Source organism: Brevundimonas sp. FG128 (genome assembly GCF_057809775.1).
The window spans coordinates 496,582-510,790 of record NZ_JBMDKP010000001.1; the positions used below are offsets into that span (position 1 = coordinate 496,582).

Consider the following 14,209-nt stretch of genomic DNA (forward strand, 5'->3'; position numbering starts at 1 on the left):
CGGCCACACGACAACGATCAAAGAAGTCCCATGCTCGAGAAGACCTTCGAACCCCAGGCCGCCGAACCCCGCTTGTACGCCCAGTGGGAAGAGAGCGGCCTGTTCGCGCCGCGCGCCGCTGCGGCCACGGACGGCGCCGCCGACGCCTATTCGATCGTTATTCCGCCACCGAACGTAACGGGCAGCCTGCACATCGGCCATGCGCTGAACAATACGCTGCAGGACATCCTGGCCCGCTATCACCGGATGAAGGGCAAGGCGGTGCTGTGGCTGCCGGGCACCGACCACGCGGGCATCGCCACCCAGATGGTGGTCGAGCGTCAGCTGGCGGCGGCCGGCAACGTCGGTCGCCGCGACATGGGCCGCGACGCCTTCATCGAGAAGGTCTGGGAATGGAAGGCCGAGAGCGGCGGGACCATCGTGCGCCAGCTGCGCCGCCTGGGCGCCTCGTGCGACTGGTCGCGCGAGCGGTTCACGCTGGACGAGGGGCTGAACGCCGCCGTCCGCAAGGTCTTCGTCCAGTTGCACAAGGAAGGCCTGATCTATCGCGACAAGCGGCTGGTGAACTGGGACCCGCATTTCCAGACCGCCATCTCGGACCTTGAGGTCGAGCAGCGCGAGGTGGACGGCGCCTATTGGCATTTCGCCTATCCGCTGGCGGATGGCGTCACATACGAACACCCCATCGCCTTCGACGAGGACGGCAAGGCCACGGAATGGGAGACGCGCGACTTCATCGTCGTCGCCACCACCCGGCCCGAGACCATGCTGGGCGACACCGGCGTGGCGGTTCACCCCGAGGATGAACGCTATGCCGGCCTGGTCGGCAAGTTCGTGACCTTGCCAATCGTCGGCCGCCGCATCCCTATCGTCGCCGACGACTATGCCGATCCGACAAAGGGCTCTGGCGCGGTGAAGATCACGCCCGCGCATGATTTCAACGACTTCGGCGTGGGCAAGCGCGCCGGTCTGCAATCGCTGAACATCCTCGACGCCTTTGGTCGCATCACCAATGTCGATACGCCGGACGTGCCGTCGGAATACGCCGGCCTCGACCGCTTCGCAGCGCGCAAGGCCATCGTCGCGCGCGCCGAGGAAGAGGGCTGGCTGCGCGAGATCGAGAAGACCAAGCATGTCGTTCCGCACGGCGACCGTTCCGGCGTGGTCATCGAGCCGTGGCTGACGGACCAGTGGTACGTCGACGCCAAGGTCCTGGCCCAGCCCGCGCTGAAGGCGGTGGAGCAGGGCGATACTGTGTTCGAGCCGAAGTCGTACGAGAAGATCTACTTCGAATGGCTGAGGAACATCGAGCCCTGGTGCATCTCGCGCCAGCTGTGGTGGGGCCACCGCATCCCGGCCTGGTACGGCCCGAACGGCGAGATATATGTCGCTGAAACGGAAGGGGACGCCCGCGAACTGGCGATGTCGGACTATGATTCCGAGGTGGCCCTGACCCAGGACGAGGACGTTCTCGACACCTGGTTCTCCTCGGCCCTGTGGCCGTTCTCGACCATGGGCTGGCCCGAGAAGACCGAGGATCTGGAGCGGTTTTATCCGACCAGCGACCTGGTCACGGCGGCGGACATCATCTTCTTCTGGGTCGCCCGGATGATGATGATGGGCCAGCACTTCATGGGCGAGGTCCCGTTCAAACGGGTCATCATCAACGGCCTGGTCCGCGACGAGAAGGGCCAGAAGATGAGCAAGTCCAAGGGCAACGTCATCGACCCCCTGGGCATCATCGACGAACTGGGCGCCGACCCGCTGCGCTTCACCATGGCCATCCTGTCGGGCACGCGCGACATCAAGCTGTCGAAGCAGCGGATCGAGGGCTATCGCAACTTCGGCACCAAGCTGTGGAACGCCGCCCGCTTCAGCCAGATGAACGAGGCGCGACGCGTCGAGGGCTTCGATCCCGCGACGGTCGAACAGACGATCAACCGCTGGATCCGCGGCGAGCTGACCAAGGCCGAACGGGCCGTGTCCGAGGCCATCGAGGGCGGACGTTTCGACGATGCGGCAGGGGCGCTGTACCGGTTCGTCTGGAACGTCTTCTGCGACTGGTATCTGGAACTGGCCAAGCCGGTCTTCAACGGCGCCGATGAAGCCGCCAAGGCGGAGACGCGGGCCATGACCGCCTGGACGCTGGACCAGACGCTGAAGCTGCTGCACCCGGTCATGCCCTTCATCACCGAGGAGCTGTGGGCCGAACTGGGCAAGGAAGGGCCGGCGCGCGACAGCCTGCTGATCGGCGCGGAATGGCCGATGCTGCCGGACGGCTTCATCGACGCCTCGGCCGAGGCCGAGATCGGCTGGTTGGTCGATCTGGTCGGGGAAATCCGGGGCCTGCGGGCCGAGATGAATGTGCCGCCGGCGGCCAAGCCGCCGCTGGCCTTCGTCGCGCCCGACGCCGTGACGGCCGAGCGGATCGCGCGCCATCGCGACCTGATCCTGACCCTGGGCCGAGTGTCCGAGGTCGGATCGGCGGACGCTGCGCCGACGGGGGCCGTGACCTTCGTCTCGGGCGGATCGACGGTCGCCCTGTCGCTGGCCGGGATCATCGACCTGACGGCCGAACGGGCGCGCCTGGAGAAGGAGATCGCCGTCTTCGAAAGCGATATCGGCCATGTGAACAAGAAGCTGGGCAATCCCAACTTCGTGTCGCGCGCCGCGCCTGAGGTCGTGGACGAACAGCGCGCCAAACTGGCCGAAGCCGAGGCGGGCAAGGTCAAGCTGCAGGCGGCGCTGGCGCGGTTGGCGTCGCTGTGATCCCTTCTCCCCTCGGGGGAGAAGGTGGCCCGCAGGGCCGGATGAGGGGGTTGGTTCAGCCTGATCCCCTCGTTGATGTTCGGTCCGACTTTGGCAGCCCCCTCATCCGTCTCGCTACGCGAGCCACCTTCTCCCCCGAGGGGAGAAGGGCGTGAGGACGCGGATCGATCAGCTTTTGGTCACGCGCGGCCTGTTCGACAGCCGGTCCCAGGCGCGGGCGGCGATCGAGGCGGGGCTGGTCGTCGCCAACGGCGTCGTGGTGAAGAAGCCATCGGAGCAGTTCGCAGACGACGCGGCGCTGGACGCCCAGCCCGCCCACCGCTGGGTCGGGCGTGGCGCGCTGAAGCTGGATCATGCGCTTGGCTTGTGGCCCGTGACTGTCGAGGGGCGGGTGGCGCTGGATGTCGGCGCTTCGACCGGCGGCTTCACCGAGGTGCTGCTGGATCGCGGCGCGGCCAAGGTGTTCGCGGTCGATGTCGGCTTTGGCCAGATGCACGAGCGGGTCGCGGCCGATCCGCGCGTGGTCTCGCTTGAGCGGACCGATGCGCGCGACCTGACGGCGGATCTGATCCCGGAGCGGCCGTCGCTGATCGTGTGCGACGCCAGCTTCATCAGCCTGATCAAGGTTCTGCCCGCCGCTCTGGATCTGGCGGTACCCGGCGCAGACCTGATCACCCTGGTGAAGCCGCAGTTCGAGGCCGATGGGCCGGGCGGCGGCAAGAAGGGCGTAATCAAGGACCCCCAGGCCCACGCGGCGGCCGTGGCGCGGATTCGAGGCTGGCTGGAGGCGATGGGCTGGACTGTGAAGGCGACGACCGAAAGCCCCATCACCGGCGGCGACGGCAATGTCGAGTTCCTCTTGTGGGCCAAGAAGCCGGGCTAATCGTCAAGTCGCGCGAAGGCCGATAGCCCTCAAACACGGGCTCAAGTAACGCGGAGCGCGGTAACCTCAAACACGGGCTCAAGTAGCGCAACGCGCGATAGCCCCAAACAAAGAGAAACCGCCGGAGGATTGCTCCTCCGGCGGCTCCGTCACGTCGTCGATCGACAGGGGGGCTGAAAATTAATCGACGACGCGATAGCGGCCGTACTGGTCGGGACAGGTTCGGACGTAGCGGGTGTCCGTGCGACCATCGGGCAGACGGACCTGGCTCTCGGCCAGACGGCATCCGTCTGAATTCTGATAGGACTCGACCCGGCGAGAGCGGTCGTCGTAATAGCCGCCACGATCGTAGGCGTAGTCGTCGCGACGGTCGTAACCCTCGTAACGATAGCCTTGGTCGCCGGTGTAGCGATCATCGTAGTAGCCGTAGCTCGGCTGGCTATAGCCTTGGGCGTAATAGCCGTTCTGGCCATAGCTGCTCTGATAGCTGCGGCAGGCGTCCGAGCTGGAACGACCGACCTGCGATCCGACGACGGCGCCGAGCACGCCGCCCAGGATGCTGCCTTCGGTGCGGCGACCGCGCGCGGCCAGCTGCGAGCCGATGACGGCGCCCGCGCCGCCGCCGATCACTGCACCGGCGCCGGTGCGACCCTGGCGTTCGCGGGCGCAGGGGTCATACGGCTGCTGATAGCCACGGCCATAGTTGTAGGACCGGGCGTAGGCGCCCGTGCCGTAGTTCTGGCTGTAGCCGCTGCCGTAGTAGTTCTGGGCGGACGCCGCGAGCGGGGCGGCGGTGACGCCGAACGCCAAGGCGGCGACGGCCGCGAGCGATGTTTTCGTGAGACGCATTTTCCAACCCTCTGAGGACCGATCGTTTTCCGTCAATCGTTAACGGCCGAGCCTCATGTCTTGTTGCAGAGGGATTTACGACGGCGAAGCTGAACGGGATTTGATCGGTTCGTTCATCTTCGTTCATGTTCAACTGCCCCGAACGGCGCGCGGCTTGAGCGCCGGGGACCGCGCGGCTAGAAGCCCGCCGATGGACATCTTCACGATCGACCGCGTCGGCGGCCAAGGCGACGGCGTCGCCGAGACGCCGAACGGCCCGGTCTTCGCCGGCCTGACCCTGCCGGGCGAGACGGTCAGCGGCCGCGTCGTGGACGGGCGGCTGGAGGACGTGCAGATCGTCGCTCCCAGCGCCGACCGGATCGCGCCGGTCTCGCCGCAGTACGGCGCCTGCGGCGGCTGTTCCCTGCAACACTGGGCCGACAGCCCTTACCTGGAATGGAAGCGCGAGCAGGTGCGGCTGGCTCTGGCGCGCGAACGGATCGAGACCGAGGTCGAGGCAACCGTGGCGACGCCGCCGGGCGCGCGCCGCCGCGTCGCCCTGCACGCGCGGCGAACGCCGGACGGGCGCGTGGTGCTGGGCTTCAAGGCCCGACGCTCCTGGCGGCTGGTCGAGGTGCGCGAATGCCCCGTCGCCGACCCGCGCATCATGCGCGCGATTCCGGCCCTGGCCGAGGTGGCGGCGGCCTTTCTGGAGCATCCGAAATCAGCGCCGACCCTGCACGTCACCTGGACGCTGAGCGGCCTGGACGTCGATGTGACGGGGGTGGAGCGGCGCTCGGGCGGACTGTCTGCGGATGCTCAGGTGCGGGCCGTGCGGGCGGCGCAACGTGGCGATCTGGCGCGGCTCAGCCTGGCGGGGGACACGCTGGTCATGGCGCGCCAGCCCACGGTGGCCTTTGGCCCCGCGACCGTCGCCGTGCCCGCCGGCGGTTTCCTGCAGGCCGTGCCGCAGGCCGAGGCGGCGATGGTCTCGCGCGCCGTGGCGGCGGTGAAGGGGGCCAGGAAGATCGCCGACCTGTTCTGCGGCGCTGGGACCTTTACCTTCCCCTTGGCGACCGTCGCGCCGGTGGTCGCGGCCGATGCGTCCAAGGCCGGCATCGACGCGCTGAAGGCCGCCGTCGGCTCGGCCAAGGGGATGAAGGCGATCACGGCCGAGGCGCGCGACCTGTTCCGACGTCCGCTGACGCCCTATGACCTGAAGGGCTGCGATGCGATCGTATTCGATCCACCGCGCGCGGGCGCCATAGACCAGACCGCCCAGATCGCAGGGACCAAGGCCTCGGTGGTCGTCGGGGTGTCGTGCAATCCCCAGACCTTCGCCCGCGACGCCCGCGTGTTGATCGACGCGGGCTTTCGGCTGGAGACGGTGGCGCCGATCGACCAGTTCCTGTGGTCGTCGCATGTCGAACTGGTGGGGGTGTTCCGGCGATGACCATGGACGATCAGAACGACGAGGACGGCGGCGGTTTCGACGCCGAGGACTGGACGCGGCTGAAATCGTTCGTGGGTGCGGTGGCGACTCTGGACGACGTGCAGGCGCGCCGGGCGGTCTTCGCCCTGGGCGAGACGGACGATCCGCGCCCCATCGCCATGGATCTGCCCCAACCGGTGATCTGGTGGGAGGAGGACGGCGAACAGGCGGCCGTGGCGGTGCAGGCCGAAAGCCACCTGGGCCCCGACGGCGAGGAGATGGAGGTGCTGGGCCTGATCCTGCCGGACGGGGAGGGGGCGGTTGCCCTGATGGAGGACGTGGATCTGGTCGATGCGTCCGACCCGACCTGGCGCGACCTTGTCACCCGCGCCATCGATCCCTCGGCGGCCGACGACTGATGCCCAAAGTCAGCCGAACAGTTCGAGCTGCGGCCGGGCGTCGGCGGGGACGCGGAACTGGGTCTCGTCCAGCAGGCGGTGCGGCGTATCGAGCCCATAGCGTTTGACCGCCGCCTTGAACCGCGCGCCGATCAGTTCGGCGACCGGGCCTGTGCCTTTCATGCGCTGGGACCAGTCGGCGTCGTAATCCTTGCCCCCGCGCGTCTGACGGATCAGGGACATGACGCGGGCGGCGCGGTCGGGCCGGGCATCTGCCAGCCATTCGCGGAACAGGTCCTTGATCTCCAGAGGCAGGCGCAGGGTGACGTACATGGCCCGCGTCGCGCCCGCTTTGGCGGCTGCTTCCAGAATGGCTTCCAACTCATGGTCGTTCAGGCCCGGGATGACGGGCGCAAAGCCGACGCCGACGGGACAGCCCGCATCCGCCAGTCGGCGGATGGCCTCAAGCCGTTTGGCGGGGGTGGAGGCGCGGGGCTCCATCGCGCGGGCCAGTCCCCGATCCAGGGTGGTGATGGAGACGAAGGCCGAGGCCAGCCCGGTCTTGCCCATCGGCCCGAGGATGTCGGCGTCGCGTGTGATCAGCACCGACTTGGTGATGATGCTGAAGGGGTGGTTGAAGCGTCGCATGACCTCCAGGATCGAGCGCGTGGACTTAAGCTCGCGCTCGACCGGCTGATAGGGGTCCGTGTTGCCGCCTATGTGGATGCGCTTGCACCGGTATCGGGGTGCGAGGAACGCCTGTTCCAGCAGACTTGCGGCCTGGGGCTTGAAGAAGATCCGGCTCTCGAAATCCAGGCCCGGGGATAGGCCCATCCAGGCATGGGACGGACGGGCGTAGCAGTAGATGCAGCCATGTTCGCAACCTTTGTACGGGTTGATGGAGCGGTCGAATCCGATGTCCGGGCTGTTGTTCCGGGCGATGATGGTGCGGGCATGCTCCGGGGTGAGGGTGGTGCGCAGCGGCGCGGCCTCGGCGTCGTTGCACGTCCAGCCGTCGTCGAACGACTGATGCTGTTCAGGCTCGTAGCGGCCGGTGGCATTCGAACGCGCCCCTCTTCCCTTGGCGGTTTCCATGGGAAGGACGATGCGACATCAGGTGGAACAAAGCAAGAACATTTGTTTTCGCTCTGGATCGCCTCAGTCGGGGCCGATGACCATGCAGGTGACGCGGCGTTCAGCCAGGGCCTCGCAGGCGGTCTTGGCGGCCGTTTCGGTCAGGCCGACGAAGCGCGAGCGATACCAGTCGCCAGCGGTCTGGACGTTGCGCTCGGCGCTGGCGAACTGGGCGCGGAAACGACGGTTGACCTCGGTCAGCCAGTCGTTTGCCACCTTCTCGTCGCGGAAGGCGCCGACCTGGACCGACCAGCGTCCGGTGGCGGCGCGGGCGGCCGCACGGGCCGGCTCGCGCGCCGGGGGCGGGGTCGCACGGCGGGGCGCGCCGTTCAGTGAGGCCGTGACATCCTGGGGGGAACGGTTCGCCGCCTGGCCTGCGGCTTGGGCCGTAGCCGCAGCGCGCTGGCTGGCGGCGCGTTCGGACGGGGACGGCGCCACGCGGGTCGGCAGGGCTGCGGGGGCGGGGGCCGAGGTATAGGCGACGGCGGTGGACTCGTCGCCAATGCCTTCCTCGTCATCGCCGATCGAGGCGTAGGCGATGGGCGCAGCGGGCGACAAAGCCTCGCTGCCGACGCCGAATCCGCGCTGTTCGAAGAAGGTCTGGGCGATCTGGATGCGTTCGCCCTGGGCGCGACGACGCTCGACCTCAAAGCCGGTGTCCATCAGTTCCGCGACGTGGGCGTTGCGGCTGGCGGTCGAACGGCCGCCCAGCACGATGGTGATCAGGCGACGGCCGTCGCGAACCGCCGAGGCCGCCAGATTGTAGCCCGAGGCGTTGGTGTAGCCGGTCTTCATCCCGTCATAGCCGCGGCCCGTCGGCAAAAGGCCGTTGGTGTTGCGATAGGTGCGGCCGTTGTAGGCCCAGTCGTGAAGGCCGAAGTAGGTGTAATACTGGGGGAAGTCGCGCATGATGGCGCGGGCCAGGATGGCCTGGTCGCGGGCCGAGGTCAGCTGGCGCGCGTCCGGTAGGCCGTTGGCGGTGACGTAGCGAGTCTGGGTCATGCCCAGCTGTTCCGCCTTCAGCGTCATCATGTTGGTGAAGCGCGCTTCGGAGCCGCCGATATGCTCGGCGATGACCACGGCCATGTCGTTGGCCGAACGGACGGCGGTGGCGCGCATGGCGTTGTCCAGCGTAATTGTCTGGCCTGCGGCGAGGCCCAGTTTGGACGGCGGCTGGGATGCGGCGCGCGGCGAGACCGTCAGCACCTCGTCCAGGTTCGCCTTGCCCTGCGACAGGGCCTCGAACGTCAGATAAAGCGTCATCATCTTTGTCAGGGACGCGGGATAGCGACGGCTGTCGGCGTGGCGTGCGAACAGAACCTCGCCGGTTGCGGCGTCGATGACGATGGCGGCGTAGCGGCTGTTTTCCTGGGCCTGGGCCTCGATCGGCCTGACGGTCGCGCCCAGCGACAGCATGGAAAGCGCAAGAAGGGCGAACAGGCCGCGACGGAGGAAGGCGATCATGGGCGGTACAGACCCTCGGTGAGCGGGGTGCGACAGGCCCCCCGGGCCCCGCGATGAAGGGGTTAGCATAAGAAGGGCGGGTTTCATGGTGGTTAACCGCCCGTCAACGGGAATTTGAACCGTCGATCAAGGTTATCATCGATAATATGTGCATCGCACAATAGACTTGAAAAACCTTCGCACTTGCAGCATAAAGAAGGCCTGCGAGGATCACCCTCGCGTCAAATTTTCCGCCCAGCGCCTGTCCCCGCGGGCCAAACCATCGGAGAGACGACCATGGCCGACGCCGCCGAAACCGTGAAGAAAACCGCCGATCAAGCCACCGCCGCCGCTTCGGCCGGCGCGAAGGTCAAGGCCCAGGCCGAGACCATGCAGGCCGCCGGTGCCCAGGCTTTCCGCGAGGGAATCGAAAAATCGACCGCCTCGCTGGCCGAGCTGAACGCCCACGGCAAGAAGAACCTGGACGCCATGGCCGAGTCGGCCGCCGTCGCCCAGAGGGGCGCCGAGGCCCTGTCGCAACAGGCTCTGGGCTTCGCCAAGTCGTCCTGGGAAGAAGGCGTCGCCGCCTCCAAGGAACTGTCGACCGCCCGCTCGGTGCAGGAGTTCTTCGAGCTGCAAACCGCCTGGGCCAAGAAGTCCATGGAACGCTACGTCGCCGAACTGACCAAGACGAACGAGATCGTCACCGCCACGGTCAAGGACAGCATCAAGCCGATCAACGAGCGCGTCACCGCGTCGGTCGAAACCTTCCAGGCCGCCCGCTGATCCCAGCGGTCGCGTCCGAGTTTGAGGCCCCGGAGTTCGCTCCGGGGCCTTTTTCTTTTTGCGGCCGGGACGATGTCACGAAACGTGTGACTGGACGCCGCTTCAAATCAGGCCATCATTCCCTATCTGAGAGAGACAAGACGACTCCCCGATTACGGAATACGAATGCCCATACAAAGGCCCGGTGATGCCGGGGGCGGTCAAGGCACCGCCACCGTCACCGAAACAAAGCCCAAGCTTCAGAAGCCCTCGCTGTACCGGGTGCTGATCCTGAACGACGATTATTCGCCGATGGAATTCGTCGTCTATGTGCTGGAGCGGTTCTTCCAGAAGAGCCGCGAAGAGGCCACCCGCATCATGCTGCATGTGCATCAGCATGGCGTGGGCGTCTGCGGCGTCTTCACCTACGAGGTCGCCGAGACAAAGGTCGCGCAGGTCATCGAGACCGCGCGCCGCCACCAGCACCCTCTGCAATGCACGATGGAAAAGGACTGAGAGGAACCTCCCGATGCCTTCATTTTCCCGTCCTCTCGAAGAAACCCTGCACCGCGCGGTGGGATACGCCAATGCGCGCAGGCACGAATATGCGACGCTTGAGCACCTGCTGCTCGCGCTGATCGACGATCCCGATGCGACCGGCGTGATGCAGGCCTGCAACGTCGATCTGACTGCGTTGAAAGCGGCGCTGACCCTGTATGTCGATAACGATCTCGCCGCCCTGGCCACGGCCGACGGCGAGGACGCCAAGCCGACCGCCGGCTTCCAGCGCGTGATCCAGCGCGCCGTGATCCACGTTCAGTCGTCCGGTCGCGAGGAAGTGTCCGGCGCCAACGTTCTGGTCGCCATCTTCTCCGAGCGCGAGAGCCACGCCGCCTATTTCCTGCAAGAGCAGGATATGACGCGCTACGACGCCGTCAACTTCATTGCCCACGGCATCGCCAAGAAGGCGGGCGCCACAGAAGCCCGTCCCGCCAAGGGCTCTTCGCCCGAGGAGGCCGAGGACGCCTCGGCCATCAAGTCCGGCGGTGAGGCGCTGGAAGCCTATTGCGTGGACCTCAACGAGAAGTCGCGCCAGGGCAAGGTCGATCCGCTGATCGGTCGCCAGGCCGAGGTGGATCGCTCGATCCAGATCCTGTGCCGCCGCACCAAGAACAACCCCCTGCTGGTTGGTGATCCCGGCGTCGGCAAGACCGCCATCGCCGAAGGTCTGGCCCGCAAGATCGTCAACGGAGAGGTGCCCGACGTCCTCAAGGACGCCACCATCTATTCGCTCGACATGGGCGCCCTGCTGGCCGGCACCCGCTATCGCGGCGATTTCGAGGAACGCCTGAAGCAGGTGGTCAAGGAGCTGGAGAACCACGAGAACGCGGTGCTCTTCATCGACGAGATCCACACGGTGATCGGCGCCGGCGCGACCTCGGGCGGGGCCATGGACGCCTCCAACCTGCTGAAGCCGGCCCTGGCGTCGGGTTCGCTGCGCTGCATGGGATCGACGACCTACAAGGAATATCGCCAGCACTTCGAGAAGGACCGCGCCCTGGTGCGTCGCTTCCAGAAGATCGACGTCAACGAGCCGACGGTCGAGGATACGGTGAAGATCCTGAAGGGTCTGAAGACCTACTACGAGCAGCACCACAAGGTCCGCTACACCGACAGCGCCATCCGCACCGCAGTCGAGCTGTCGGCCCGTTACATGACCGACCGTAAACTGCCGGACAAGGCGATCGACGTGATCGACGAAGCCGGGGCAGGCCAGATGCTGCTGGTCGAATCCAAGCGCAAGAAGGTCATCGGCCAGAAGGAGGTCGAGGCCGTCATCGCCAAGATGGCCCGTATCCCGGCCAAGTCGGTGTCCAAGTCCGACACCGAGAGCTTGCGCGAACTTGAGATCGATCTGAAGCGCGCGGTCTTTGGCCAGGAGCAGGCCATCGAACAGGTCTCGGCGGCGATGAAGCTGGCGCGGGCGGGTCTTCGCGATCCGAACAAGCCCATCGGCAGCTTCCTGTTCAGCGGTCCGACCGGCGTCGGCAAGACCGAGGTCGCCAAGCAACTCGCCGCCACCCTAGGCATCGAAATGCAGCGGTTCGACATGTCGGAATACATGGAGCGCCACACCGTCAGCCGACTGATCGGCGCCCCTCCGGGCTATGTCGGCCATGACCAGGGCGGGCTTCTGACCGACGCCGTCGATCAGCACCCGCACTCGGTGGTGCTGCTGGACGAGATCGAGAAGGCGCACCCGGATGTCTACAACATCCTGCTGCAGGTGATGGACAACGGCATGCTGACCGATGCGGTCGGCAAGAAGGTCGATTTCAGGAACGTCATCCTGATCATGACCACCAACGCCGGGGCCGCCGACAACGCCCGCGCCTCCATCGGCTTCGGCCGGGGCAAGGTCGAGGGCGAGGACGACAAGGCCATCCAGCGCCTGTTCGCGCCGGAGTTCAGGAACCGCCTGGACGCCATCGTGGCCTTCAAGCCTCTGCAGGCCGACACGATCCGCTCGGTGGTGACCAAGTTCATCCTTCAGCTGGAAGCCCAACTGGCGGATCGCAACATCACCATCGAACTGACCGACGAGGCGGCCGACTGGCTGGCCAAGAACGGCTTCGACGAACTGTACGGCGCGCGTCCGCTGGCGCGGGTCATCCAGGACTCGATCAAGAAGCCGCTGGCCGACGACATCCTGTTCGGGCGTCTGACGCGCGGCGGACACGTCAAGGTCCAGCTGAAGGACGGCAAGATCGACTTCGACATCGCCAGCGCCAACGCGCCCGCGAAGGCCGAGGAAGAAGAGACGGCCTGATCCTCCTAAAGGTCGAAGGCGGAAGGCCCGGCTGGAAACAGCCGGGCCTTTTTCTATGTGGCCTTGTAGGGCGACAGGTCCTCGGTCATCGCCGCCATCTCGGCCTGCATCGCCGGGCGTTCGCCGCCCAGGTAGCGGGCCACGGGATCGCGCAGGGCCGGGTCGGCGATGAAGTGGGCGGAATAGACGGGGGAGGGCAGGTAGCCGCGCGCGATCTTGTGGTCGCCCTGGGCGCCGGCCTCGACGCGGGACAGGCCGCGCGAAATGGCGAAGTCGATGGCCTGATAGTAGCAGAGCTCGAAATGCAGGAAGGGCACGTCTTCCAGCGTGCCCCACTGGCGGCCATACAGTGCGTCACGGCTGATGAAGTTCAGGGCGCCGGCAATGGGCGTCTGGTCCCTAAACGCCATGACCAGGGCGATCCGGTCGGCCATGGTTGCGCCGACGCGGCTGAAGAAGTCGCGCGTCAGATAGGGCTGGCCCCATTTGCGCGAGCCGGTGTCCATATAGAAGGCGAAGAAGGCGTCCCAGTGCGCCTCGGTAATGTCGGCGCCGGTCAGGACGCGGATATCCAGATCGGCCTGGGCGTCGCGGCGCTCGCGCTTGATGGTCTTGCGGCGGTTGGCCGACAGGGCCGCGAGGAAGTCGTCGAAGGTCTGATAGCCGTTGTTGCGCCAGATGAACTGGATGTCCTGGCGCGGCAGCAAGCCCGCCTCGGCCATGGCCGACCATTCCGGTTCTGTGGGGAAGTTGACGTGCAGGGACGAGACGCCCAGCCGCTCGACCAGCGTCACCGCGCCCTGGATCAGCGCCTGACGCACCGTGGCGGCGTCGGTGTCGGGATGGTTCAGGAAGCGAGGGCCGGTCGCCGGGGTGAACGGCACGGCGCCCAGCAGCTTGGGATAATAACGCCCGCCAGCCCGCTCATAGGCGTCGGCCCAACTGTGGTCGAAGACGTATTCGCCCTGGCTGTTGCCCTTCAGATAGAGGGGCATGACGCCGAGAACGGCGTTGTCGTCACCCCGCAGGGCCAGATGACGCGGGGCCCAGCCCTGGCGAGGCGCGGCGCTGCCCGAGGTTTCGCAGGCGTGCAGGAAATCATAGGAGACGAAGGGATCGCCGGTGGGACGCGCGCACGCATCCCACGCCTCGCGGCCGATGTCGGCGATCCCTTCATGAACCGAGATCTGAAAGATCAGCGGATCTCCACGATCGCATCGATCTCGACGGCGAAGCCGAGCGGCAGCTTGTAGACGCCGACGGCCGAACGGGCGTGCTTGCCCGCGTCGCCGAAGACCTCGACCATCATGTCCGAGCAGCCGTTGATCACGGCGGGAATGGCGATGAAGTCAGGGCCAGCCTGAACGAAGCCGCCCAGTTTAACGATGCGGACCACCCGGTCCAGATCGCCGTCGCAGGCCGCCTTGATCTGGGCGATCAGGTTCAGACCGCACAGGCGGGCCGCCTCCGTGGCCTGTTCCGGCGTCACGTCCACGCCGACCGTGCCCTTGATCCCGCCCGAGGCGTCGTTCGACAGCTGGCCGGAGATGGTGACCTGATTGCCCGAGCGGACATAGGAGACATAGCTGGCCACCGGCTTTGCGGGTTCCGGCAGGGTGAGGCCGAGTTCGGCGATGCGGGCTTCGATGCTCATGATGTCTCCTTGATCTGGGCGGCGGTTTAGCGCGGGGCAAGGGCGGCGTCACCCATCCGCACCTGCTTTTGGC

General features: G+C 66.6%; 12 protein-coding genes. 7 read left to right on the forward strand and 5 right to left on the reverse strand.

The window, feature by feature from the left end:
• Positions 1-30 precede the first annotated feature (30 nt).
• Both ACODSC_RS02495 and ACODSC_RS02500 read left to right on the forward strand, forming a co-directional pair.
• The gene (locus ACODSC_RS02495) at positions 31-2,769 is read left to right on the forward strand and encodes a valine--tRNA ligase (RefSeq protein WP_488811512.1); all 2,739 of its coding nucleotides are present in this window, start codon (positions 31-33) and stop codon (positions 2,767-2,769) included.
• 151 nt (positions 2,770-2,920) lie between these two features.
• Entirely contained in the window at positions 2,921-3,652 is a 732-nt protein-coding gene (locus ACODSC_RS02500; protein ID WP_488811514.1) for a TlyA family RNA methyltransferase, read from the forward strand.
• A gap of 180 nt (positions 3,653-3,832) precedes the next feature.
• Here ACODSC_RS02500 and ACODSC_RS02505 read toward each other — a convergent pair whose 3' ends face one another.
• Positions 3,833-4,501 carry a glycine zipper 2TM domain-containing protein gene (locus ACODSC_RS02505; RefSeq protein ID WP_488811516.1) on the reverse strand — a complete coding sequence of 223 codons (669 nt, stop codon included), beginning with the start codon at positions 4,499-4,501 and terminating at the stop codon, positions 3,833-3,835.
• Between the two features lie 190 nt (positions 4,502-4,691).
• On the opposite strand from ACODSC_RS02505, the gene ACODSC_RS02510 reads away from it, so the two are divergent.
• Both ACODSC_RS02510 and ACODSC_RS02515 read left to right on the forward strand, forming a co-directional pair.
• Positions 4,692-5,933: a class I SAM-dependent RNA methyltransferase gene (locus tag ACODSC_RS02510; protein ID WP_488811518.1), complete on the forward strand. Its 1,242-nt coding sequence runs from the start codon at positions 4,692-4,694 to the stop codon at positions 5,931-5,933.
• A gap of 2 nt (positions 5,934-5,935) precedes the next feature.
• Positions 5,936-6,331, forward strand: coding sequence for a hypothetical protein (locus ACODSC_RS02515; protein ID WP_488811520.1), 396 nt, complete (start codon positions 5,936-5,938; stop codon positions 6,329-6,331).
• Positions 6,332-6,340: 9 nt separating this feature from the next.
• Here ACODSC_RS02515 and ACODSC_RS02520 read toward each other — a convergent pair whose 3' ends face one another.
• Positions 6,341-7,405: a PA0069 family radical SAM protein gene (locus tag ACODSC_RS02520; protein ID WP_488811522.1), complete on the reverse strand. Its 1,065-nt coding sequence runs from the start codon at positions 7,403-7,405 to the stop codon at positions 6,341-6,343.
• A gap of 63 nt (positions 7,406-7,468) precedes the next feature.
• On the reverse strand, positions 7,469-8,908 hold the full coding sequence (locus tag ACODSC_RS02525; protein ID WP_488811523.1) for a D-alanyl-D-alanine carboxypeptidase: 1,440 nt from the start codon (positions 8,906-8,908) through the stop codon (positions 7,469-7,471).
• A gap of 276 nt (positions 8,909-9,184) precedes the next feature.
• On the opposite strand from ACODSC_RS02525, the gene ACODSC_RS02530 reads away from it, so the two are divergent.
• The 3 genes from ACODSC_RS02530 to clpA all read left to right on the forward strand — a co-directional run bounded on the left by ACODSC_RS02530 (position 9,185) and on the right by clpA (position 12,482).
• Positions 9,185-9,673, forward strand: a complete 489-nt coding sequence (locus ACODSC_RS02530) for a phasin family protein (RefSeq protein WP_488811525.1) — start codon at positions 9,185-9,187, stop codon at positions 9,671-9,673.
• A 165-nt stretch (positions 9,674-9,838) separates the two neighbouring features.
• Positions 9,839-10,168: an ATP-dependent Clp protease adapter ClpS gene (clpS, locus tag ACODSC_RS02535; protein WP_488811527.1), complete on the forward strand. Its 330-nt coding sequence runs from the start codon at positions 9,839-9,841 to the stop codon at positions 10,166-10,168.
• A gap of 13 nt (positions 10,169-10,181) precedes the next feature.
• Positions 10,182-12,482 (forward strand): ATP-dependent Clp protease ATP-binding subunit ClpA, encoded by a 2,301-nt coding sequence (gene clpA, locus ACODSC_RS02540; RefSeq protein ID WP_488811529.1) that lies wholly within the window; start codon positions 10,182-10,184, stop codon positions 12,480-12,482.
• Between the two features lie 53 nt (positions 12,483-12,535).
• Here clpA and ACODSC_RS02545 read toward each other — a convergent pair whose 3' ends face one another.
• Positions 12,536-13,681, reverse strand: a complete 1,146-nt coding sequence (locus ACODSC_RS02545) for a GNAT family N-acetyltransferase (protein WP_488812142.1) — start codon at positions 13,679-13,681, stop codon at positions 12,536-12,538.
• Positions 13,678-14,136: a RidA family protein gene (locus tag ACODSC_RS02550; protein ID WP_488811531.1), complete on the reverse strand. Its 459-nt coding sequence runs from the start codon at positions 14,134-14,136 to the stop codon at positions 13,678-13,680. The genes ACODSC_RS02545 and ACODSC_RS02550 overlap by 4 nt, the downstream gene beginning before the upstream one ends.
• Between the last annotated feature and the right edge of the window lie 73 nt (positions 14,137-14,209).